The organism is Pseudomonas sp. Hz4 (assembly GCF_054898165.1).
Window position 1 is genome coordinate 4,879,503 of sequence record NZ_CM142719.1, and the last position, 20,727, is coordinate 4,900,229.

The window sequence follows — 20,727 nt, forward strand, 5'->3', positions numbered from 1 at the left end:
AAAACGCGACCCTTATACGGCCATCAGGTCTTTTTCTTTCTGCGCCAAATTCGCGTCGATTTCAGCCACGTACTTCTTGGTCAAATCGTCGATCTCGCCAGTGGCACGACGCTCTTCGTCTTCGCTGATTTCTTTTTCCTTGACCAGATCCTTCAGCGAGCTGTTGGCATCGCGACGGATGTTGCGCACCGCAACACGGGCATCTTCAGCGACATCGCGAGCCTGCTTGGTGAAACCCTTGCGGGTTTCTTCGGTCAGGGCCGGCATGGAGATCAGTAACAGCTCACCCAGGTTGGTCGGGTTGAGGTTCAGACCCGCGCTACCGATGGCTTTGTCGACGGCACCCAGCATGTTGCGCTCAAAGGCAACGACTTGCAGGGTACGAGCGTCTTTGACGGTGATGTTCGCCACCTGCTTGATCGGAGTGTCGGAACCGTAATACGGCACCATCACGCCTTCAAGAATGCTTGGATGCGCTTGGCCAGTACGAATACGGCTGAAGTTGTGCGCCAGCGACTCCACAGATTTTTTCATGCGCTCTTGAGCGTCTTTCTTGATTTCGTTGATCATTGTTGGCCTTCCTCGATCAGGGTCCCTTCAGCGCCACCATGCACGATGTTCAGCAGGGCGCCGGGCTTGTTCATGTTAAATACGCGCAACGGCATCTTGTGGTCGCGACACAGGCAAATGGCGGTCAGGTCCATCACGCCCAGCTTGCGATCCAGCACTTCATCGTAAGTCAGATGATCGAACTTCTCGGCATGCGGGTCTTTGAATGGGTCAGCAGTGTAAACGCCATCGACCTTGGTCGCCTTGAGCACGACATCGGCATCGATTTCGATTGCACGCAGACACGCTGCCGAATCCGTGGTGAAGAACGGATTGCCAGTACCGGCCGCGAAAATCACGACTTCCTTGGCGTTCAAGTGGCGCATGGCTTTGCGGCGATCATAGTGATCGGTCACGCCAACCATGGAAATGGCCGACATCACGATGGCCGAGATATTGGCACGTTCCAGCGCATCGCGCATGGCCAGGGCGTTCATCACAGTGGCCAGCATGCCCATATGGTCGCCAGTGACCCGATCCATGCCGGCCGCGCTCAGTGCCGCACCGCGGAACAGATTACCGCCACCGATCACCAGACCGACCTGTACACCGATGCCGACCAATTGACCGACTTCCAGCGCCATGCGATCCAGAACTTTCGGATCGATCCCGAACTCTTCCGAGCCCATGAGGGCCTCGCCGCTAAGCTTGAGTAGAATGCGTTTATAGCGAGCCTGATAACCACTGCCCTGCTGAGCCATTGCGAATCTCTCCTGCGGCGTATTTTAAAAAATCTTTGCGAGCTGTTTACAGCTGGCGTTCACTCTAGCTTGGCACTGCTTCAGCGCCATCGGAACATGGCTTTGTAAGCCAGTTCCAAAAGGAAACCAATTAAAAATTGGTGCCCCATCTGAAAAGAGGCTGCGCGCGTGAGCGGGCAGCCTCTTCAGGGCGACAGTTAAAAAACCGTCTTACTTCTTGCTGGCAGCCAGCTGAGCAGCAACTTCTTCAGCGAAGTTGTCTACTGGCTTCTCGATCCCTTCGCCCACTTGGAAACGGGTGAAGGAAACGATTTCAGCGCCGCCTTTCTTGGCCAGATCGCCAACGGTCACTTCAGGGTTCTTGACGAACTGCTGATTAACCAGGCTGGCTTCAGCCAGGAACTTGCTGATACGACCGGCAACCATTTTTTCAACGATTTCGGCTGGCTTGCCTTTGATCTTGTCTTCATTGAGGCTCATGAACACAGCTTTTTCGCGTTCGATGGCTTCAGCAGAAACTTGCGACGGCAGCAGGAACTCAGGGTTGCTGGCAGCTACGTGCATCGCGATGTCTTTGGCCAGTTCAACGTCGCCGCCTTTGAGGGCTACAACAACGCCGATCTTGTTGCCGTGCAGGTAAGAACCTACAACGTCGCCTTCGATACGAGCCAAGCGGCGAATGTTGACGTTCTCGCCTACTTTACCAACCAGTGTTTCGCGAGCCGGCTCTTGAGCGGCGATCAGCGGAGCTGCGTCGGTCAGTTTGTCGGCGAAGGCTTTTTCTACGCTGGCAGCAACAAAAGCTTTGAAGTCGTCTTGCAGAGCCAGGAAGTCGGTTTGCGAGTTAACTTCAATGATGACAGCAGCTTTGCCGTCTTCTTTAATGCTGATCGCGCCTTCAGCGGCAACGTTGCCAGCTTTCTTGGCAGCTTTGATGGCGCCGGAAGCACGCATGTCATCAATGGCTTTCTCGATGTCGCCGCCAGCCTTAGTCAAGGCCTTTTTGCAGTCCATCATGCCTTCGCCAGTACGCTCACGCAGTTCTTTGACCAACGCTGCAGTAATCTCTGCCATTTCAAAATTCCTCTTGGATAGGTTTTCAACCATTCCACCCGATCGAACGGGCGATCAATTCTTCCCGAACCACCCTTGCTGGCTGCTGCAGGCTACAAAGCTGTAACTGCGCCGCCGACAAACGGTTTTCGAGGTGGCAAAAAGGGGGCCAAGCCCCCTTTTTGCTTACTGAGTTAACGCCAAGGCGTCAATTACTCAGCGGCTGCTACCGGAGCTTCTTCAACGAACTGCTCGGTGCCACCAGCAACGTGGTTGCGACCGCGGATTACAGCGTCAGCCATCGAACCCATGTACAACTGGATAGCGCGGATTGCGTCATCGTTGCCTGGGATGATGTAGTCAACGCCTTCCGGGCTGCTGTTGGTATCGACTACGCCGATAACCGGGATGCCCAGCTTGTTGGCTTCGGTGATCGCGATGCGCTCGTGATCAACGTCGATAACGAACAGTGCGTCTGGCAGACCGCCCATGTCCTTGATACCACCCAGGGAACGATCGAGCTTCTCAAGATCACGAGTGCGCATCAGCGCTTCTTTCTTGGTCAGCTTGGCGAAAGTACCGTCTTCGGCTTGCACTTCAAGGTCACGCAGACGCTTGATGGAAGCACGGATGGTTTTGAAGTTGGTCAGCATGCCGCCCAACCAGCGGTGATCGACGTACGGCGAACCGCAACGTGCTGCTTCTTCAGCAACGATCTTGCCAGCGGAACGCTTGGTGCCGACGAACAGAATCTTGTTTTTGCCCTGGGCCAGACGCTCTACGAAAGTCAGAGCTTCGTTGAACATTGGCAGGGTTTTTTCAAGGTTGATGATGTGGATCTTGTTACGCGCGCCGAAAATGTATTTACCCATTTTCGGGTTCCAGTAACGGGTCTGGTGACCGAAGTGCACACCGGCCTTCAGCATATCGCGCATGTTGACTTGGGACATGATAGTTCCTTAATAAGTCGGGTTTGGCCTCCACGTATCCCAATGACCAACCAGCAGCATCAGCTGAAGGCACCCAGGTCATCGTGTCGACACGTGTGTGGATTTAGGCTTTTCAGGGGATCCCCGGAAAGCGGCGCATTTTATATCACAAGGCTGAAAAAAACGGAACCCGGAATGTTAAATCCTGGCGCGCGCCTTGGTTCCGCCCCTTGGAATCCTCCAAGAATGCGCCATTCTATAAGGAGAAGCGATGCACAGAGGCTCAGATTTGCGCTGCTCGTCTGTTAGAATCGCGTTTTTCAGGGCCGTGAAGATCGATCGCGAAACGCCCATTTCGTTTTAGAAAGCGCCATCGAGCGCAGAGAGAGCCTGTATGACCGTCACCCTCAAAACCCCCGAGGACATCGCAAAAATGCGTATCGCCGGCAAACTGGCCGCCGATGTGCTGGAAATGATTGCCGAACATGTCAAGCCGGGCATCACCACTGAAGAACTGGACCGCCTCTGCCACGACTACATTGTCAACGAGCAGAAAGCCATCCCTGCCCCGCTCAACTACAAGGGCTTTCCGAAGTCGATCTGCACCTCGATCAATCACGTGGTCTGCCACGGCATTCCGAACGAGAAGCCATTGAAGGATGGCGATACGCTGAACATCGACGTCACCGTCATCAAGGACGGCTACCACGGCGACACCAGCCGCATGTTCCATGTCGGCACCGTGCCGGTCTGGGCCGAGCGCTTGTCGCAGATCACCCAGGAATGCATGTACAAGGCCATCGAAATCGTCAAACCCGGCTGCCGCTTGGGCGACATCGGTGAAGTCATTCAGAAGCACGCTGAAAAGAACGGCTTTTCCGTGGTTCGCGAATTCTGCGGTCACGGCATCGGCAAGGTGTTCCACGAAGAGCCGCAGATCCTGCACTACGGACGCGCCGGCACCGGCATGGAACTGAAAGCCGGCATGACGTTCACCATCGAGCCGATGATCAACCAGGGCAAGGCCGATACTAAGGTCTTGGGCGACGGCTGGACCGCGATCACCAAGGACCGCAAGCTGTCGGCACAGTGGGAGCACACCCTGCTGGTGACCGACACCGGTTACGAGATCTTCACCCTGCGCGCCGATGACACCATCCCCCGCGTTTCGGCCTGATTCGAACCGCGCAGCTCCTCAGCCTTATAAACAGGAAAGCCAATCGATGCCGCAGGTGGATCCCGAACTCTTCGACCGTGGTCAGTTCCAGGCGGAACTGGCCCTGAAGGCAAGCCCGATCGCGGCCTTCAAGAAAGCGATTCGCCAGGCCCGCGAGGTGCTCGACGGGCGCTTTCGCAGCGGCCGCGACATTCGCCGGTTGATCGAGGATCGTGCCTGGTTCGTCGATAACATCCTGCAAAAGGCCTGGGAGCAATTCAATTGGAGCGAAGACGCCGACATCGCGCTGGTCGCGGTCGGCGGCTACGGTCGCGGCGAGTTGCACCCTTATTCCGATATCGATTTACTGATCCTGCTGGACAGCGCCGATCACGAAGTTTTCCGAGATTCCATCGAGCGTTTTCTGACGCTGTTGTGGGACATCGGCCTTGAAGTGGGCCAGAGCGTTCGCTCGGTGGACGAATGCGTCCAGGAGGCCCGCGCCGACCTGACGGTAGTCACTAACCTGATGGAAAGCCGCACCATCTGCGGCCCCGAGCGCCTGCGCCAACGTATGCTCGACGTCACCAGCACCGCGCACATGTGGCCGAGCAAGGACTTCTTCCTGGCCAAACGCGCCGAGCAGAAGGCTCGTCACCATAAGTACAACGACACCGAATACAACCTGGAACCCAACGTCAAAGGCTCGCCTGGCGGCCTACGGGATATTCAGACGATTCTGTGGGTGGCCCGTCGTGAATACGGCACCCTGAACCTGCGGGCCCTGGCCGGCGAAGGTTTCCTGGTCGAGAGCGAAAACGCCCTGCTGGCCTCCTCCCAGGAATTCCTGTGGAAGGTTCGATACGCCCTGCACATGCTCGCCGGCCGTTCCGAAGACCGCTTGTTGTTTGATCACCAGCGCACCATTGCCGGGCTGCTGGGTTTCAAAGGCGATGACGCCAAGCAAGCCATCGAAAACTTCATGCAGCAGTATTACCGGGTCGTCATGAGCATTGCCCAGCTCAGCGACCTGATCATCCAGCACTTCGAGGAAGTCATCCTCGCGCCGGAAGACGAAGCGCCGCCGCAGCCGATCAACTCGCGATTCCAGCTGCACGACGGTTACATCGAGGCACGCAACGACAACGTGTTCCGCCGCACACCGTTCGCCATGCTGGAAATCTTCGTACTGATGGCCCAGCAGCCGGAAATCAAAGGCGTGCGCGCCGACACCATTCGTCTGCTGCGAGAAAATCGCCACCTGATCGATGACGACTTCCGCAACGACATCCGCAATACCAGCCTGTTTATCGAGCTGTTCAAGTGCAAGATCGGCATCCACCGCAACCTGCGACGGATGAATCGTTACGGCATCCTCGGGCGCTACTTGCCCGAGTTCGGCTTTATTGTCGGGCAGATGCAGCACGATCTGTTTCACATCTATACGGTCGATGCTCACACCCTGAACCTGATCAAACACTTGCGTAAGTTGCAGTACACCCAGGTGTCGGAAAAATTCCCGCTGGCCAGCAAGCTCATGGGCAAACTGCCCAAACCCGAGCTGATCTACCTGGCCGGCCTGTACCACGACATCGGCAAGGGCCGGCACGGCGATCACTCGGAAATTGGTGCGGTGGATGCCGAAGCCTTTTGCCAGCGCCATCAGTTGCCGGTGTGGGACAGCCGCCTGATCGTCTGGCTGGTGCAGAACCATTTGGTGATGTCGACCACCGCCCAGCGCAAGGATTTGTCCGACCCGCAGGTCATCCACGATTTCGCGCAGATCGTCGGCGACGAAACCCACCTCGATTATCTGTACGTGCTGACCGTCGCTGACATCAACGCCACCAACCCGACGCTGTGGAATTCCTGGCGCGCCAGTCTGTTGCGCCAGCTCTACACCGAGACCAAGCGAGCCTTGCGCCGCGGCCTGGAAAACCCGGTGGACCGCGAAGAGCAGATTCGCCAGACCCAGAGCGCCGCACTGGACATTCTGGTGCGCGGCGGTACCGATCCGGATGACGTCGAGCAGCTGTGGGCGCAATTGGGCGATGACTACTTCCTGCGCCACACTGCCGGCGACGTGGCCTGGCACAGTGACGCGATTCTCCAGCAGCCGGCCGACGGCGGGCCGCTGGTACTGATCAAGGAAACTACTCAGCGCGAATTCGAAGGCGGAACGCAGATCTTCATCTACGCGCCGGACCAGCACGACTTCTTCGCCGTGACCGTGGCCGCGATGGACCAGCTCAACCTGAACATTCACGACGCCCGGGTCATCACCTCCAGCAGCCAGTTCACCCTCGACACCTACATCGTGCTCGACACCGACGGCGACTCGATTGGCGACAACCCGGCACGGGTCAAGCAAATCCGCGAAGGCCTGACCGATGCCCTACGCAACCCGGACGATTACCCGACGATCATCCAGCGTCGGGTGCCGCGCCAGCTCAAGCATTTCGCGTTTGCGCCACAGGTGACGATCCACAACGACGCCCAACGCCCGGTAACAGTGCTGGAGCTCAGCGCCCCGGATCGCCCCGGCCTGTTGGCGCGAATCGGCACGATTTTCCTGGAGTTCGACTTGTCGCTGCAAAACGCCAAGATCGCGACCCTCGGCGAACGCGTGGAAGACGTGTTTTTTATTACCGACGCGCACAATCAGCCGCTGTCCGACCCGCTGCTGTGCAGCCGCTTGCAGGATGCGATCGTCAAACAGCTCAGCGTCAGCCACGAACCCGATATCAAACTGTCGCACCTCAGCATCTAGCCGCGCGCCAGGATTCAGCCGCTTTGAACGAGACCCCGTACCGATGAACAACGCTCTGACCCAATTGCAGCCCTACCCGTTCGAGAAACTTCGCGCCCTGCTCGGCAGCGTCACGCCAAACCCGAACAAACGCGCCATCGCCCTGTCCATCGGCGAGCCGAAACACCGTTCGCCAAGCTTTGTCGCCGAAGCCTTGGCCAGCAATCTGGATCAGATGGCCGTGTACCCGACCACCCTCGGCATCCCAGCCCTGCGTGAAGCCATCGCTGCGTGGTGCGAACGTCGTTTCAGCGTTCCGAAGGGCTGGCTCGACCCGGCGCGTCATGTGCTGCCGGTCAACGGCACCCGTGAAGCGCTATTCGCCTTTACCCAGACCGTGGTCAACCGTGGCGACGACGCCCTGGTGGTCAGCCCGAACCCGTTCTATCAGATCTACGAAGGCGCGGCATTCCTTGCCGGGGCCAAGCCGCATTACCTGCCGTGCCTGGATGAAAACGGCTTCAACCCGGATTTCGATGCGGTTTCGCCAGACATCTGGAAACGCTGCCAGATCCTGTTCCTGTGCTCGCCGGGCAACCCGACCGGCGCCTTGATCCCGGTTGAAACCCTGAAGAAGCTGATCGCCCTGGCCGACCAATACGACTTCGTGATCGCCGCCGACGAGTGCTACAGCGAACTGTACTTCGACGAACAAACCCCGCCTGCCGGCTTGCTCAGCGCCTGCGTGGAACTGGGCCGCAAAGACTTCAAGCGTTGCGTGGTGTTCCACAGCCTGTCCAAGCGCTCCAACCTGCCGGGCCTGCGTTCAGGCTTCGTCGCCGGTGATGCGGACATTCTCAAAGGCTTCCTGCTGTATCGCACCTACCACGGCTGCGCGATGCCGGTTCAGACTCAACTGGCCAGCGTTGCTGCGTGGAATGACGAAGTGCACGTGCGCGCCAACCGTGCGTTGTATCGCGAAAAATACGATGCGGTGCTGGAAATCCTCAGCCCGGTGATGGACGTGCAGCGCCCTGACGGTGGTTTCTACTTATGGCCGAGCATTGGCGGTGATGATGAAGCGTTTTGCCGCGACCTGTTTGTCGAAGAGCATGTGACGGTGGTGCCAGGATCTTATTTGTCCCGTGCCGTCGACGGTGCCAACCCGGGTGCCGGTCGAGTACGCATGGCGCTGGTTGCGCCGCTGGCCGAATGTGTTGAAGCCGCAGAGCGAATTCGCGCATTCATACAGCGCCGCAATTAACGCGGACCTGTAGATACTCTGTTCACGGTCAAGCATTCGCGAGATGTTTTTCGCTCAAAAGCTTGGCCGTATTAAATTCTTCTCCAGAGCGCATGAATAGCCGCTTCGCCGGTTTGCGCCAGGCGTCACGCACTTCATTGCGACGCTTGTCGTCCGGGCTTTTCTCATGACCACGCAGCATCAACGGCAAGGCACAAGGCCCGAACCCGCGGTATTAAGATGAATCATCAATCAACCTCTGCGCCGTGACCCATAAAGTAGAAAACACTCGCCAATACAATGCACAAAGACAAAACATAGAACATTACGTGAGGTGCATATAACGATAGCGCGACACCACACAATATGGGTCCGAGCGCAGCTCCAAGATTGGACAAGTTCTGAGCCCCGTAATAAACGCCTCGCATGTCCTCCGGTGCAATGAAATCAATAAATAGGTATTCCGCTGGAATAATGATGATTTCGCCCACGGTAAAAACAATCATGGCTACTATCCAGACGGCATGCATCTGTGCATAGCAAAAGCCCATGAGTCCAACCACAAAGAACAACATCCCCAACATCAACATGCGGAACAGGTTGTTCTGGTTAATCCGAGAGCCGATCAGGTATTGAAGACTGATGACCACACAGGCGTTGGTGGTCACCAGGTAGTTGATAATGCGATAGGTGTTTTCCGGGTCACTCGTCACGATCAGGTATTGCGACAGATAGGCAGTGAACTGCCCGAACACGACTGCACTGAGAATTCCCCCAATCGTAAAGCAGACCAACCGGTAGTTACTCAACAAATGGACCAGCACACTGGCAAAACCGTTACCCGAACGCTCAACGCCCGCCGGGCGGGGGATCTGCCCACCCAACACCCCATACAGCACTACAAAGGCAACCCCGATCAAGGCCGCCGCCGCAAAGGGCAGACTGGGGCTGATTTTCGCGAGCAGCATGCCGAGAAAAGGGCCGATGGCGTAACCGACGTTGGTCAGCGTGTACTTGATAGAGAACACGCCTCCCCTCTTGTCCGGCGCCACCAGGAAACCTATTCCAGATTTCACTGCGATATCGATCACCGCATAGGACAGGTTCACCACCACGATAGCAATGATGAACGGCACCAGGCTGGTTACTTGAAAGGCCAACGCGAAGGCCAGTGCGAACACCGTGGCTGCGCCGAGCATGATCCGATAATTGGAAAACCTGTCCACCAAGAAGCCGCCATATACGCCAAGAATCGAACTGACGATCAGCGACCCGCCAACCGCGAGACCAATATCCGCTACTCCCAGACCGAAGGCCTGGGAGAAGTACACGACCAGATAGGGCAAAGCCAGTGCCCGTGCAATGGTCAATATAAAGGTCGCCAACAGCAGCAAAATCACAGGTCTCTCATAGACCTTGGCCCCGCCTTGAATCGCCAGCCCCCCCGAGACATCCTTCATTCCAGCATTTCCTTGTAGACGTATGGCTCGTGCTCACGCAGCAACTGAATACTGGTCTGAATGGCTACACGGTCGTTGTTCAGAATGAAAACGTGGCCGGGGCAGTTTTCCAGGGAGATAGTTTCCTTGAGGATCCCTTCATCCTGGATTTTTATACTGTGCACGCCAGGGATCGCCTTCCAGGGCGTAATGTCCGGCGTACGCTTGATCGGCCCAGCTTGGCGAGCGATCAGGAACACACAACTGGATTGAAAGTAGAGTTTGTTTCTTGGCCGCTGCCGGTATTCGAGAAACGCTTGCGGGTTAATCAGCGAGTCAATCCAAAGACTCAACTGGTTATGCCCAGGGCTTCGCTGACATAGTGCAGACCGTCGACACTCACGGTGTTGACGCAGTATTCGATGTCCACATCCTTAGACTTGCTAAGCAACAACTCGGATTTGAAATCTGAATTGTCCAGGTATTGCCTCGTGCATCTCGAACTTAACGTCGTCAGCATCCTTGCCTCATCGTTCAATAGGTCATTTATATGGAGTTTGCTAATAGCGTATCGCTGACTGATGCTCGAGTACCAAGCTTACTGTGGAATGGCGTTCTGATTTATGATGGTTTTTACCAGATTGGTGGAACTGAATTCATGAATACAGGATGTCTATGTTTTCCTCCGAACGCTTGAAAGGTATCGATGTGTTTGTCTGCGTCTCGGAATCCGGCAGCTTCAAGGCCGCCGCCGAGAAAATGAATTTGACGGGCTCTGCAATCAGTAAAAGCATTGCTCGGCTGGAGAGCAGGTTGGGGACTCGGCTGTTCCATCGCACGACACGACGCTTGTCGCTGACCGATGCGGGGATTGCTTTCTATCGCACATGCACCAGTGTGCTTGCAGACCTCGAAGAGGCCGAGCTTTCGCTACAGGCCGAAAATACCGAGCCGTGTGGCAGGATTCGAATTGACCTTCCAGGTGCTTTCGGTCGTGCGCAAGTACTTCCAATCATCCTGCGGTTTGTTCAGGATCATCCGTTGCTGATACCGCACATTTCCTTCTCGGACGGATTGATCGACCCTTTCCAGCAAGGTGTGGACGTTGTTATACGCATAGGTGGTTCGGATGTCTGGCCCGATACAGTGGGGCATCGTTACCTGACCAGTGAATGGCATACCTTCTGTGCATCGCCCGCGTATTTGGCCAAGCATGGCATCCCCCTGACTGATCGTGATCTGGAGCATCACCAGTGCATCGCGTATGGCTGGGTGGACGGAAACGTGACCCCGTGGAACTTCGCAGGAGACCACCCCTACGCAACGAAACGCAGGCAGGTACCCGCTCAGTTCGTGGTGGGCAATGGCGAGGGTTTGTTGATGGCGGTAGCAGCGGGCAGCGGTATCGCGCAGTTGCCGTCGTGGTTGATTAAGCGAGAGCTGGAAGAGGGGACATTGGTGGAAGTGCTTCCCCATCTAGCAACCGAGGGAATGGCGATCAATCTCGCCTGGATGAAAAGTCGTCAAGCGCTTCCCAAGGTCAGTGCTTTGCTAGAGGTGCTTGCTGCCAGCTTGACGCCGACGGGAGGTATATCGGGTAGTCCTGGGCGACCGTGACGCTTTGGGCAGTAGTTACACCAATGTCGCAGGCCAACGCCTGAGCGCCATGACCAACGGACAAACCCGACTACGACCGACGCGAAACCGTCCGGTCATGGCATAATCCGTCACCTTTAATTTCCAGCACCTGCAAAGGGGGCAATTCCTTGACCGTTTCAAGCAAAACGTTGCACCTTTTCGGCATCAAAGCCTGCGACACCATGAAAAAGGCGCGCACCTGGCTCGATGAACACGCTGTCAGCTATGACTTTTATGATTACAAGGCGGTCGGAATCGACCGTGAACACCTGACCCAATGGTGCGACGAGCACGGCTGGCAAGTGGTGTTGAACCGTGCAGGCACGACCTTTCGCAAGCTCGACGACGAACGCAAAGCCGATCTCGACCAGCCGAAAGCCATTGAACTGATGCTCGCACAACCCTCGATGATCAAGCGCCCGGTGCTTGATCTCGGTGAACGAACCCTGATTGGCTTCAAGCCAGATATCTACGCGGCAGCGCTCAAGTAAGGCAGCCCGTTCCATTTTGTTAGAGGTATCAACATGTCCACTACTCTGTTCAGCCTGGCCTTTGGTGTCGGCACTCAAAACCGTCAAGGCGCATGGCTGGAAGTGTTTTACGCGCAGCCACTGCTCAACCCGTCGGCCGAACTGGTCGCAGCCATCGCACCTGTTCTGGGCTACACCGAAGGCAATCAGGCCATCGCGTTCAGCACCGCTCAAGCTTCGCAACTGGCCGAAGCCCTGAAAAGCGTCGACGCTGCCCAGGCTGCATTGCTGACTCGTCTGGCCGAGAGCCACAAGCCGCTGGTCGCGACCCTTCTGGCCGAAGACGCTCAGTTGACCTCCACCCCCGAGGCTTACCTGAAGCTGCACCTGCTGTCCCATCGCCTGGTCAAGCCGCATGGCCTGAACCTGGCCGGCGTGTTCCCTCTGCTGCCGAACGTGGCGTGGACCAGCCAGGGCGCGATCGACCTGGCCGAACTGGCCGAGCATCAACTCGAAGCCCGTCTGCGCGGCGAGCTTCTGGAAGTGTTCTCGGTGGACAAGTTCCCGAAAATGACCGACTACGTGGTTCCGGCCGGCGTGCGTATCGCGGACGCGGCACGTATCCGTCTGGGCGCTTACGTCGGCGAAGGCACCACCGTGATGCACGAAGGTTTCGTCAACTTCAACGCCGGCACCGAAGGCCCGGGCATGATCGAAGGTCGCGTGTCGGCTGGCGTGTTCGTCGGCAAGGGTTCGGACCTGGGCGGCGGTTGTTCGACCATGGGCACCCTGTCGGGCGGCGGCAACATCGTGATCAAGGTCGGCGAAGGCTGCCTGATCGGCGCCAACGCCGGTATCGGTATCCCGCTGGGTGACCGCAACACCGTTGAATCGGGCCTGTACGTGACCGCTGGTACCAAAGTGGCGCTGCTGGACGAGCACAACAAGCTGGTCAAAGTCGTGAAGGCCCGTGAACTGGCCGGTCAACCTGACCTGTTGTTCCGTCGCAATTCGGAGACCGGCGCCGTGGAATGCAAAACCCACAAATCGGCCATCGAACTGAACGAAGCGCTGCACGCTCACAACTAAGCAGCGACTCAAACGATCACCTGTGCCCTGCACTTGTAGGAGCGAGCGATGCGGCGACCCGACTTGCCCGCGAAGGCGCCATCACTGACGCCAAAAGCTTCGCGAGCAAGCTTCGCTCCTACAGGGAAGGTCAGGCGTACACCCGCCCATGTTTAACAGGGCCCGATAGCATGATGATTGCCTCCCCCTGGCGCGCCGATTTTCCGGCCATCGCCGCATTGCAACGGCAAGACCAGACGTATCTGGACAACGCCGCCACCACGCAAAAACCTCAAGCCCTGCTGGATGCCTTGGCGCATTACTACGCCAACGGCGCGGCCAACGTGCATCGGGCGCAACATTTGCCCGGCGCCCACGCCACCCAGGCGTTCGAGGCCAGCCGCAGCAAAGTCGCCCATTGGCTCAATGCCGGCGATTGCGGGCAGATCATCTTTACCCATGGCACAACGTCTGCGCTGAACCTCCTGGCTTATGGCCTGGAACATCTTTTCAATCCGGGCGATGAAATTGTCATCAGCGCCCTGGAGCATCACGCCAATCTGTTGCCGTGGCAGCAGCTTGCCCTCCGTTGCGAGCTGAAGCTGGTGATCCTGCCGCTGGATGCCGACGGTTTGATCGACCTTGATGCCGCCGCGCAGTTGATCGGTCCGCAAACCCGTTTGCTGGCGGTCAGTCAGCTGTCCAACGTCCTCGGTGCCTGGCAGCCGTTGCCCGCGCTGTTGGCGATGGCCCAGGCGCACAACGCGCTGACCGTGGTCGATGGCGCTCAAGGCGTGGTCCATGGTCGGCATGACGTGCAGGCGCTGGGTTGCGATTTTTATGTGTTTTCCAGCCACAAGCTCTATGGCCCCGAGGGTCTGGGCGTACTGTTCGGGCGCAATGAAGCGCTTGAGCAACTGAGTCATTGGCAATTCGGCGGTGAAATGGTGCTGGACGCGGATTACCACAGCGCTCGCTTTCGCCCAGCGCCACTGGGGTTCGAGGCAGGAACGCCGCCGATCGCCAGTGTGATCGGTCTGGGCGCGACCCTGGATTATCTGGCGGGGCTCAATCAGGACGCCGTGATTGCCCATGAAGCAGCGCTGCATGACTATCTGCTCAAAGGCCTTGAAGCGCGCAACGGCATTCGGTTGCTGGGCAAGCCGCAGCTGGCGCTGGCCAGTTTTGTCGTCGAGGGTGTGCATAACTCTGATTTGGCGCACTTGCTGACGGAACAGGGGATCGCGGTGCGCGCCGGTCATCATTGCGCTATGCCGTTGCTCAAGCGTTTTGAGCTGGCCGGGGCGATTCGGGTGTCGTTGGCGCTGTACAACGATTCCGAAGACCTGGAGCGATTCTTTGAAGCGCTGGATCAGGCGTTGGAGTTGCTGCGATGAGCTTGCCCGCCGATGCCGCTACGGCGCTGGAAACCTTTCAGAATGCCGCTGGCTGGGAACAGCGGGCGCGTCTGTTGATGCAGTGGGGCGACCGACTGCCGGTGTTGAGCGATGTGGATAAGGTCGACGCCAACCGTGTACATGGCTGCGAAAGTCAGGTGTGGTTGGTGGGCGAGTTGCAGGAAGGCCACTGGCAGTTTGCCGCGAGCAGTGATGCGCGGTTGATTCGCGGGTTGGTGGCGCTGTTGCTGGCGCGGGTTAACGGGTTATCGGCTGTCGAGTTGCAGCAGGTGGATTTGCCGGAGTGGTTTAATCAGCTTGGATTGAGCCGGCAGTTGTCGCCGTCGCGCAGTAATGGCCTGAATGCCGTATTACAGCGAATGCGTGAACTCGCCGCCGACTGATCGTTCCCACGCTCTGCGTGGGAATGCCTCCACGGACGCTCCGCGTTCGGCTTTTGAAGGGACGCGGAGCGTCCCAGGCTGCATTCCCACGCAGAGCGTGGGAACGATCACCGCTCAGACAGGTTTGACCCTATCAGCCGGCCGCCGCACGCCGGCAACGATCTTATCCACAGCCTTGGTCGCCGCGACCATGCCAAATGTCGCCGTCACCATCATCACCGCACCAAACCCTCCAGCACAGTCAAGCTTCACACCATCACCGACAAAACTCTTCTGCAAGCAAATGCTGCCATCCGGTTTCGGATAGCGCAGTTGTTCGGTGGAAAACACACACGGCACGCTGTAATGACGGGTCACGGTACGGGAGAAGTTGTAGTCGCGGCGCAATGTGGAGCGCACTTTCGAGGCCAGTGGATCATTGAATGTCCGGTTCAAGTCGCAGACCTGAATCAGCGTCGGATCAATCTGCCCGCCCGCACCGCCGGTGGTGATGATCTGGATCTTGCGGCGCTTGCACCAGGCGATCAGTGCAGCCTTGGCATTCACACTGTCGATGCAGTCGATCACGCAGTCGATGTTCGGCGTGATGTACTCGGCCATGGTCTCGCGGGTCACGAAATCCGCCACGGCGTGCACCGTGCAGTCCGGGTTGATCCCGCGCAGGCGCTCGGCCATCACGTCGACCTTGGGTTTGCCGACGGTGCTGTCGAGCGCATGCAGTTGACGGTTGGCGTTGCTGACACAGACGTCGTCCAGGTCAAACAGCGAAATCTCGCCCACACCACACCGGGCAACGGCTTCCGCCGCCCAGGAACCGACGCCACCAACGCCGACGATCGCCACGTGGGCCGCGCGCAGGCGCTCCAGGCCGTCGATGCCATACAAACGGGCGATGCCTGCAAACCGCGGATCTTCTGTACTCATGACCATTACCCCAAAAACCGGCGCGCATTATAGGGCTACGCAGCCACAAGTTCTAAGTTACACGCGACAAAGTGAAAGAACTTTAATGAAACCGGATTGCCCAACGTCAAGCTTTTCCCTGCCTGCTGTACGGTAAGTGAAAGCACGGTGTAGGATGCGCGCCCCCGGCCTCTTGGCAACCAGCCGCCGACCGTTCCTTCGTTCTGCAGCCCCTGGAACCTGAAATAGCTATGTCATCGCGTAAATTTGGACTCAACCTGGTCGTGGTGCTCGCCATCGCTGCCTTGTTTACCGGCTTCTGGGCGCTGATCAATCGCCCGGTCACCGCCCCGAACTGGCCTGAACAAATCTCCGGCTTTTCGTACTCGCCGTTCCAGCAAGGCCAGTACCCACAAAAAGAACAGTATCCGACCGACGATGAAATGCGTCGCGATCTGGAGATCATGAGCAAGCTGACGGACAACATCCGTACTTATTCGGTCGACGGCACGTTGGGCGATATTCCCAAGCTCGCCGAAGAGTTCGGTTTGCGCGTGACGCTGGGTATCTGGATCAGCCCGGATCTTGTGCGCAACGAGCGTGAAATCCTGCGCGCCATCGACCTGGCCAATACCTCCCGCAGCGTGGTTCGCGTGGTGGTGGGTAACGAGGCGATCTTCCGTAAGGAAATTACCGCCGCGGAGCTCAGCATTATTCTGGATCGCGTCCGCGCGGCAGTGAAAGTGCCGGTGACCACCTCCGAGCAATGGCACGTCTGGGAAGAAAACCCGAGCCTGGCCAAGCACGTCGACCTGATCGCCGCTCACGTCTTGCCGTACTGGGAACATGTGCCGATGGAGCAGTCCGGGCAGTTCGTACTCGACCGCGCCCGCGACCTGAAAAAGATGTTCCCGAAAAAACCGCTGCTGCTGTCGGAAGTCGGCTGGCCAAGCAACGGTCGCATGCGCGGCGGTGCCGATGCGTCGCCGGCAGACCAGGCGATTTACCTGCGCACACTGGTCAACAAGCTCAACCGCCAGGGTTTCAACTACTTCGTGATCGAAGCGTTTGACCAACCCTGGAAAGCCAGCGACGAAGGCTCGGTAGGCGCCTATTGGGGCGTGTTCAACGCCGCTCGTCAGCAGAAATTCAACTTCGAAGGCCCGGTCGTCGCCATTCCGCAATGGCGCGTGCTCGCCGTCGGTTCGGTGGTGTTGGCCCTGCTCTCCCTGACCTTGCTGATGATCGACGGTTCGGCCCTGCGTCAACGCGGCCGTACCTTCCTGACCTTCATCGCGTTCCTTTGCGGTTCGGTGCTGGTGTGGATCGGTTACGACTACAGCCTCCAATACAGCACCTGGTTCAGCCTGACGGTGGGCTTCCTCCTTGCCCTCGGCGCGCTCGGGGTGTTTATCGTGCTGCTGACCGAGGCCCACGAATTGGCTGAGGCGGTCTGGACCCACAAACGCCGGCGTGAATTCCTGCCGGTGGTGGGCGATTCGGACTACCGACCGAAAGTCTCGATTCACGTACCTTGCTACAACGAGCCGCCGGAGATGGTCAAACAGACCCTCAATGCCTTGGCCAACCTCGACTATCCGGACTTCGAAGTTCTGATCATCGACAACAACACCAAGGACCCGGCGGTCTGGGAACCTGTGCGCGATTATTGCAAAATCCTGGGCCCGCGCTTCAAGTTCTTCCACGTTGCGCCGTTGGCTGGTTTCAAGGGCGGCGCGCTGAATTACCTGATTCCGCACACCGCCAAGGATGCCGAAGTGATTGCGGTCATCGACTCGGACTACTGCGTCGACCCAAACTGGCTCAAGCACATGGTGCCGCACTTCGCCGATCCGAAAATCGCCGTGGTGCAGTCGCCACAGGATTACCGCGACCAGAACGAAAGCACCTTCAAGAAGCTCTGCTACGCGGAATACAAAGGCTTCTTCCACATCGGCATGGTTACCCGTAACGACCGTGACGCAATCATCCAGCACGGCACCATGACCATGACCCGGCGTTCGGTGCTCGAGGAACTCGGCTGGGCTGACTGGTGCATCTGTGAAGACGCCGAGTTGGGTCTGCGCGTGTTCGAAAAAGGTCTGTCGGCGGCGTATTACCACACCAGCTACGGCAAAGGCCTGATGCCCGATACCTTTATCGACTTTAAGAAACAGCGCTTCCGCTGGGCCTATGGCGCGATTCAGATCATCAAGCGTCACACCACCAGCCTGTTGCGCGGCAAGGGTACCGAGCTGACCCGTGGCCAGCGATATCACTTCCTCGCGGGCTGGTTGCCGTGGGTGGCGGACGGCATGAACATCTTCTTCACCGTCGGCGCCCTATTGTGGTCGGCGGCGATGATCATCGTGCCGCAGCGGGTCGATCCGCCGTTGTTGATTTTCGCGATCCCGCCGCTGGCGCTGTTCGTGTTCAAGGTTGGCAAGATCATCTTCCTCTACCGTCGTGCGGTGGGGGTCAACCTGAAGGACGCTTTCTGCGCGGCTTTGGCCGGGTTGGCGTTGTCGCACACCATCGCCAAAGCGGTGCTGTACGGCTTCTTCACCAGCAGCATTCCGTTTTTCCGTACACCGAAGAACGCCGATAATCACGGCTTCTGGGTGGCGATTTCGGAGGCTCGCGAAGAAGTGTTCATCATGCTGCTGTTGTGGGGCGCGGCGCTGGGGATATACCTGGTGAACGGCATGCCGAGCAACGACATGCGTTTCTGGGTGACCATGTTGCTGGTGCAGTCGCTGCCATACCTGGCGGCGCTGATCATGGCGTTCTTGTCTTCTCTGCCAAAACCGGCAGCCGAGGCCGAGACTCTGCCAGCGGTCTAAATCGCGACAGATGTACTAAACGGCGGCCAGTGGCCGCCGTTTTGCTTTAAGATAACCGCCATTTTGCGCGCCTTACCCCCAGCTTTCGGAGTTCCCCATGACGGCCCACGCCGACCTTTCGCCGACCCTTCAACTCGCCATCGACCTGATCCGCCGTCCGTCCGTGACGCCGGTCGACGCCGATTGCCAGAAGCAGATGATGCAGCGCCTGGGCGATGCCGGTTTTGCGCTTGAGCCCATGCGTATCGAAGATGTGGATAACTTCTGGGCGATCCACGGCAAACACGACGGTCCGGTGCTGTGCTTCGCCGGCCACACCGACGTGGTGCCGACCGGCCCGGTGACCGCCTGGCAGATCGACCCGTTCAACGCGGTGATCGACGAACACGGCATGCTCTGCGGCCGTGGTGCGGCGGACATGAAAGGCAGCCTCGCGTCCATGACCGTGGCGGCCGAGCGTTTCGTCACCGACTACCCGGACCACAAGGGCAAGGTCGCTTTCCTGATCACCAGCGACGAAGAAGGCCCGGCGCACCACGGCACCAAGGCTGTGGTTGAACGCCTTGCCGCTCGTAAGGAACGCCTGGACTGGTGCATCGTCGGCGAACCGTCGAGCACCACGTTGGTGGGTGATGTGGTGAAGAACGGCCGTCGCGGTTCCCTCGGCGCCAAGCTGACCGTGCGCGGTGTGCAGGGTCACGTGGCGTATCCGCACCTGGCGAAGAACCCGATCCACCTCACCGCCCCGGCGCTGGCTGAGCTGGCCGCCGAGCATTGGGACCACGGCAACGACTTCTTCCCGCCGACCAGCTTCCAGATTTCCAACGTGAATTCCGGCACCGGTGCGACCAATGTGATTCCGGGTGATTTGGTGGCAGTATTCAACTTCCGCTTCTCCACTGAATCCACCGTCGAAGGCCTGCAAAAGCGCGTTGCCGACATCCTCGACAAACATGGCCTGGACTGGCACATCGACTGGGCGCTGTCCGGCCTGCCGTTCCTGACCGAGCCGGGCGCGTTGCTGGATGCCGTCGCGTCGAGCATCAAGGACATCACTGGTCGCGAAACCAAAGCCTCCACCAGCGGTGGCACCTCCGACGGGCGCTTCATCGCGACCATGGGCACTCAGGTGGTTGAACTGGGCCCGGTCAACGCGACGATCCACCAGGTCAACGAGCGTGTGCTGGCCGCCGACCTCGATGTGCTGACCGAAATCTACTACCAGACCCTGATCAAGTTGCTCGCCTGATGCTCGCCTGCCCGATCTGCAGCGAACCGCTGAACGCGGTGGACAACGGCGTGGCCTGCCCCGCTGGGCATCGTTTCGACCGCGCTCGTCAGGGTTACCTGAACCTGCTGCCGGTGCAGCACAAAAACAGCCGCGACCCTGGGGATAACCTGGCGATGGTCGAAGCCCGGCGAGATTTTCTGAACGCTGGTCATTACGCACCGGTGGCCAAGCGTCTGGCCGAACTGGCTGCGCAATACGCACCCCAGCGCTGGCTGGACATCGGTTGTGGCGAGGGTTACTACACCGCGCAAATCGCCGATGCCGTGCCGAACGCCGACGGTTACGCGCTGGATATTTCCCGGGAAGCCGTCAAACGCGCCTGCAAACGCAACCCGCAACTGACCTGGTTGATCGCCAGCATGGCGCGGGTGCCGTTGGCCTCGGGCAGCTGCCAGTTTCTCGCCAGCGTCTTCAGCCCGCTGGACTGGGAGGAAGCCAAACGCCTGCTCAGCCCCGGCGGCGGTCTGATGAAAGTCGGGCCGACCAGCGGCCATCTGATGGAATTGCGCGAGCGGCTGTACGACGAAGTGCGTGAGTACACCGACGACAAGCACCTGGCTCTGGTGCCGGAAGGCATGACGCTGCAACACAGTGAAACCCTGGAATTCAAACTGACGCTGGAAAAGGGTCAGGATCGCGCCAACCTGCTGGCCATGACGCCACACGGCTGGCGCGCCAGTGCTGAACGCCGGGCGGCGGTCATCGAACAGGTAGAGCCGTTCGAGGTCACTGTATCGATGCGCTACGATTATTTCGTACTTCAATAATTTTTGGTCTTGAGCAACGGCTCAAGGCCGGCTAAATCCGCGAATGGATTTTTCAGACCCGCAGTGA

19 protein-coding genes are annotated in these 20,727 nt (G+C 58.4%); 11 read left to right on the forward strand and 8 right to left on the reverse strand.

Annotated features, from left to right (window positions below; all coding sequences use genetic code 11):
• Positions 1-12: 12 nt before the first annotated feature.
• The 4 genes from frr to rpsB all read right to left on the reverse strand — a co-directional run bounded on the left by frr (position 13) and on the right by rpsB (position 3,313).
• Positions 13-570: a ribosome recycling factor gene (gene frr, locus ACYZTR_RS22400; RefSeq protein WP_461973910.1), complete on the reverse strand. Its 558-nt coding sequence runs from the start codon at positions 568-570 to the stop codon at positions 13-15.
• On the reverse strand, positions 567-1,310 hold the full coding sequence (gene pyrH / locus ACYZTR_RS22405; protein WP_003172271.1) for a UMP kinase: 744 nt from the start codon (positions 1,308-1,310) through the stop codon (positions 567-569). Before pyrH ends, frr begins: the two co-directional genes overlap by 4 nt.
• Before the next feature lie 210 nt (positions 1,311-1,520).
• Positions 1,521-2,384, reverse strand: a complete 864-nt coding sequence (tsf, locus tag ACYZTR_RS22410; RefSeq protein WP_282376972.1) for a translation elongation factor Ts — start codon at positions 2,382-2,384, stop codon at positions 1,521-1,523.
• 191 nt (positions 2,385-2,575) lie between these two features.
• On the reverse strand, positions 2,576-3,313 hold the full coding sequence (gene rpsB / locus ACYZTR_RS22415; protein WP_003219330.1) for a 30S ribosomal protein S2: 738 nt from the start codon (positions 3,311-3,313) through the stop codon (positions 2,576-2,578).
• Between the two features lie 373 nt (positions 3,314-3,686).
• On the opposite strand from rpsB, the gene map reads away from it, so the two are divergent.
• Genes map through dapC form a run of 3 tightly spaced genes read left to right on the forward strand, consistent with a single transcriptional unit; the run spans position 3,687 to position 8,461 of the window.
• Positions 3,687-4,469, forward strand: a complete 783-nt coding sequence (gene map, locus ACYZTR_RS22420) for a type I methionyl aminopeptidase (protein WP_461973913.1) — start codon at positions 3,687-3,689, stop codon at positions 4,467-4,469.
• 46 nt (positions 4,470-4,515) lie between these two features.
• Entirely contained in the window at positions 4,516-7,218 is a 2,703-nt protein-coding gene (locus ACYZTR_RS22425; RefSeq protein ID WP_461973915.1) for a [protein-PII] uridylyltransferase, read from the forward strand.
• A 43-nt stretch (positions 7,219-7,261) separates the two neighbouring features.
• Positions 7,262-8,461 (forward strand): succinyldiaminopimelate transaminase, encoded by a 1,200-nt coding sequence (gene dapC / locus ACYZTR_RS22430; protein ID WP_461973917.1) that lies wholly within the window; start codon positions 7,262-7,264, stop codon positions 8,459-8,461.
• A 28-nt stretch (positions 8,462-8,489) separates the two neighbouring features.
• Here the strand turns inward: dapC and ACYZTR_RS22435 are convergent, their stop codons facing one another.
• The 3 genes from ACYZTR_RS22435 to ACYZTR_RS22445 are packed head-to-tail and all read right to left on the reverse strand — an operon-like array spanning position 8,490 to position 10,232.
• Entirely contained in the window at positions 8,490-8,651 is a 162-nt protein-coding gene (locus ACYZTR_RS22435) for a hypothetical protein (protein WP_282376977.1), read from the reverse strand.
• Positions 8,652-8,688: 37 nt separating this feature from the next.
• Positions 8,689-9,900, reverse strand: coding sequence for an MFS transporter (locus ACYZTR_RS22440; RefSeq protein ID WP_461973919.1), 1,212 nt, complete (start codon positions 9,898-9,900; stop codon positions 8,689-8,691).
• Complete coding sequence (locus ACYZTR_RS22445) at positions 9,897-10,232, reverse strand: hypothetical protein (RefSeq protein ID WP_461973921.1); 336 nt, start codon at positions 10,230-10,232, stop codon at positions 9,897-9,899. The genes ACYZTR_RS22440 and ACYZTR_RS22445 overlap by 4 nt, the downstream gene beginning before the upstream one ends.
• A gap of 322 nt (positions 10,233-10,554) precedes the next feature.
• Between ACYZTR_RS22445 and ACYZTR_RS22450 the strand changes: the two genes are divergently transcribed.
• The 5 genes from ACYZTR_RS22450 (at position 10,555) to ACYZTR_RS22470 (ending at position 14,856) form a co-directional block, all read left to right on the forward strand.
• A complete protein-coding gene (locus tag ACYZTR_RS22450) occupies positions 10,555-11,496 on the forward strand; it encodes a LysR family transcriptional regulator (RefSeq protein ID WP_461973923.1) in 942 nt (313 codons plus the stop codon).
• A gap of 149 nt (positions 11,497-11,645) precedes the next feature.
• Positions 11,646-12,008 (forward strand): ArsC family reductase, encoded by a 363-nt coding sequence (locus ACYZTR_RS22455; protein ID WP_461973925.1) that lies wholly within the window; start codon positions 11,646-11,648, stop codon positions 12,006-12,008.
• 33 nt (positions 12,009-12,041) lie between these two features.
• Positions 12,042-13,076, forward strand: coding sequence for a 2,3,4,5-tetrahydropyridine-2,6-dicarboxylate N-succinyltransferase (dapD, locus tag ACYZTR_RS22460; RefSeq protein ID WP_449644911.1), 1,035 nt, complete (start codon positions 12,042-12,044; stop codon positions 13,074-13,076).
• Between the two features lie 170 nt (positions 13,077-13,246).
• Positions 13,247-14,452: an aminotransferase class V-fold PLP-dependent enzyme gene (locus ACYZTR_RS22465; RefSeq protein WP_461973927.1), complete on the forward strand. Its 1,206-nt coding sequence runs from the start codon at positions 13,247-13,249 to the stop codon at positions 14,450-14,452.
• Positions 14,449-14,856: a SufE family protein gene (locus ACYZTR_RS22470; protein ID WP_461973930.1), complete on the forward strand. Its 408-nt coding sequence runs from the start codon at positions 14,449-14,451 to the stop codon at positions 14,854-14,856. The genes ACYZTR_RS22465 and ACYZTR_RS22470 overlap by 4 nt, the downstream gene beginning before the upstream one ends.
• Positions 14,857-14,970: 114 nt before the next feature.
• Here ACYZTR_RS22470 and tcdA read toward each other — a convergent pair whose 3' ends face one another.
• Positions 14,971-15,780 (reverse strand): tRNA cyclic N6-threonylcarbamoyladenosine(37) synthase TcdA, encoded by an 810-nt coding sequence (gene tcdA, locus ACYZTR_RS22475; RefSeq protein ID WP_449644908.1) that lies wholly within the window; start codon positions 15,778-15,780, stop codon positions 14,971-14,973.
• Positions 15,781-16,010: 230 nt separating this feature from the next.
• On the opposite strand from tcdA, the gene ACYZTR_RS22480 reads away from it, so the two are divergent.
• From ACYZTR_RS22480 to ACYZTR_RS22490, 3 genes are all read left to right on the forward strand, one after another.
• Positions 16,011-18,602 (forward strand): glycosyltransferase, encoded by a 2,592-nt coding sequence (locus ACYZTR_RS22480; RefSeq protein ID WP_461973932.1) that lies wholly within the window; start codon positions 16,011-16,013, stop codon positions 18,600-18,602.
• A 97-nt stretch (positions 18,603-18,699) separates the two neighbouring features.
• Positions 18,700-19,851 (forward strand): succinyl-diaminopimelate desuccinylase, encoded by a 1,152-nt coding sequence (gene dapE / locus ACYZTR_RS22485; protein WP_461973934.1) that lies wholly within the window; start codon positions 18,700-18,702, stop codon positions 19,849-19,851.
• On the forward strand, positions 19,851-20,660 hold the full coding sequence (locus tag ACYZTR_RS22490; protein ID WP_461973936.1) for a putative RNA methyltransferase: 810 nt from the start codon (positions 19,851-19,853) through the stop codon (positions 20,658-20,660). Before dapE ends, ACYZTR_RS22490 begins: the two co-directional genes overlap by 1 nt.
• Positions 20,661-20,727: the final 67 nt, after the last annotated feature.

Excerpts from the sequence above, each read along its gene's own strand:
- tcdA (WP_449644908.1), bottom strand. The coding sequence starts at position 15,780 with ATGAGTACAGAAGATCCGCGGTTTGCAGGCATCGCCCGTTTGTATGGC.
- ACYZTR_RS22450 (WP_461973923.1), top strand. The coding sequence starts at position 10,555 with ATGTTTTCCTCCGAACGCTTGAAAGGTATCGATGTGTTTGTCTGCGTC.
- dapD (WP_449644911.1), top strand. The coding sequence starts at position 12,042 with ATGTCCACTACTCTGTTCAGCCTGGCCTTTGGTGTCGGCACTCAAAAC.
- rpsB (WP_003219330.1), bottom strand. The coding sequence starts at position 3,313 with ATGTCCCAAGTCAACATGCGCGATATGCTGAAGGCCGGTGTGCACTTC.
- ACYZTR_RS22465 (WP_461973927.1), top strand. The coding sequence starts at position 13,247 with ATGATGATTGCCTCCCCCTGGCGCGCCGATTTTCCGGCCATCGCCGCA.
- ACYZTR_RS22480 (WP_461973932.1), top strand. The coding sequence starts at position 16,011 with ATGTCATCGCGTAAATTTGGACTCAACCTGGTCGTGGTGCTCGCCATC.
- ACYZTR_RS22425 (WP_461973915.1), top strand. The coding sequence starts at position 4,516 with ATGCCGCAGGTGGATCCCGAACTCTTCGACCGTGGTCAGTTCCAGGCG.
- dapE (WP_461973934.1), top strand. The coding sequence starts at position 18,700 with ATGACGGCCCACGCCGACCTTTCGCCGACCCTTCAACTCGCCATCGAC.
- map (WP_461973913.1), top strand. The coding sequence starts at position 3,687 with ATGACCGTCACCCTCAAAACCCCCGAGGACATCGCAAAAATGCGTATC.
- ACYZTR_RS22470 (WP_461973930.1), top strand. The coding sequence starts at position 14,449 with ATGAGCTTGCCCGCCGATGCCGCTACGGCGCTGGAAACCTTTCAGAAT.
- dapC (WP_461973917.1), top strand. The coding sequence starts at position 7,262 with ATGAACAACGCTCTGACCCAATTGCAGCCCTACCCGTTCGAGAAACTT.
- tsf (WP_282376972.1), bottom strand. The coding sequence starts at position 2,384 with ATGGCAGAGATTACTGCAGCGTTGGTCAAAGAACTGCGTGAGCGTACT.
- ACYZTR_RS22440 (WP_461973919.1), bottom strand. The coding sequence starts at position 9,900 with ATGAAGGATGTCTCGGGGGGGCTGGCGATTCAAGGCGGGGCCAAGGTC.
- frr (WP_461973910.1), bottom strand. The coding sequence starts at position 570 with ATGATCAACGAAATCAAGAAAGACGCTCAAGAGCGCATGAAAAAATCT.
- pyrH (WP_003172271.1), bottom strand. The coding sequence starts at position 1,310 with ATGGCTCAGCAGGGCAGTGGTTATCAGGCTCGCTATAAACGCATTCTA.
- ACYZTR_RS22490 (WP_461973936.1), top strand. The coding sequence starts at position 19,851 with ATGCTCGCCTGCCCGATCTGCAGCGAACCGCTGAACGCGGTGGACAAC.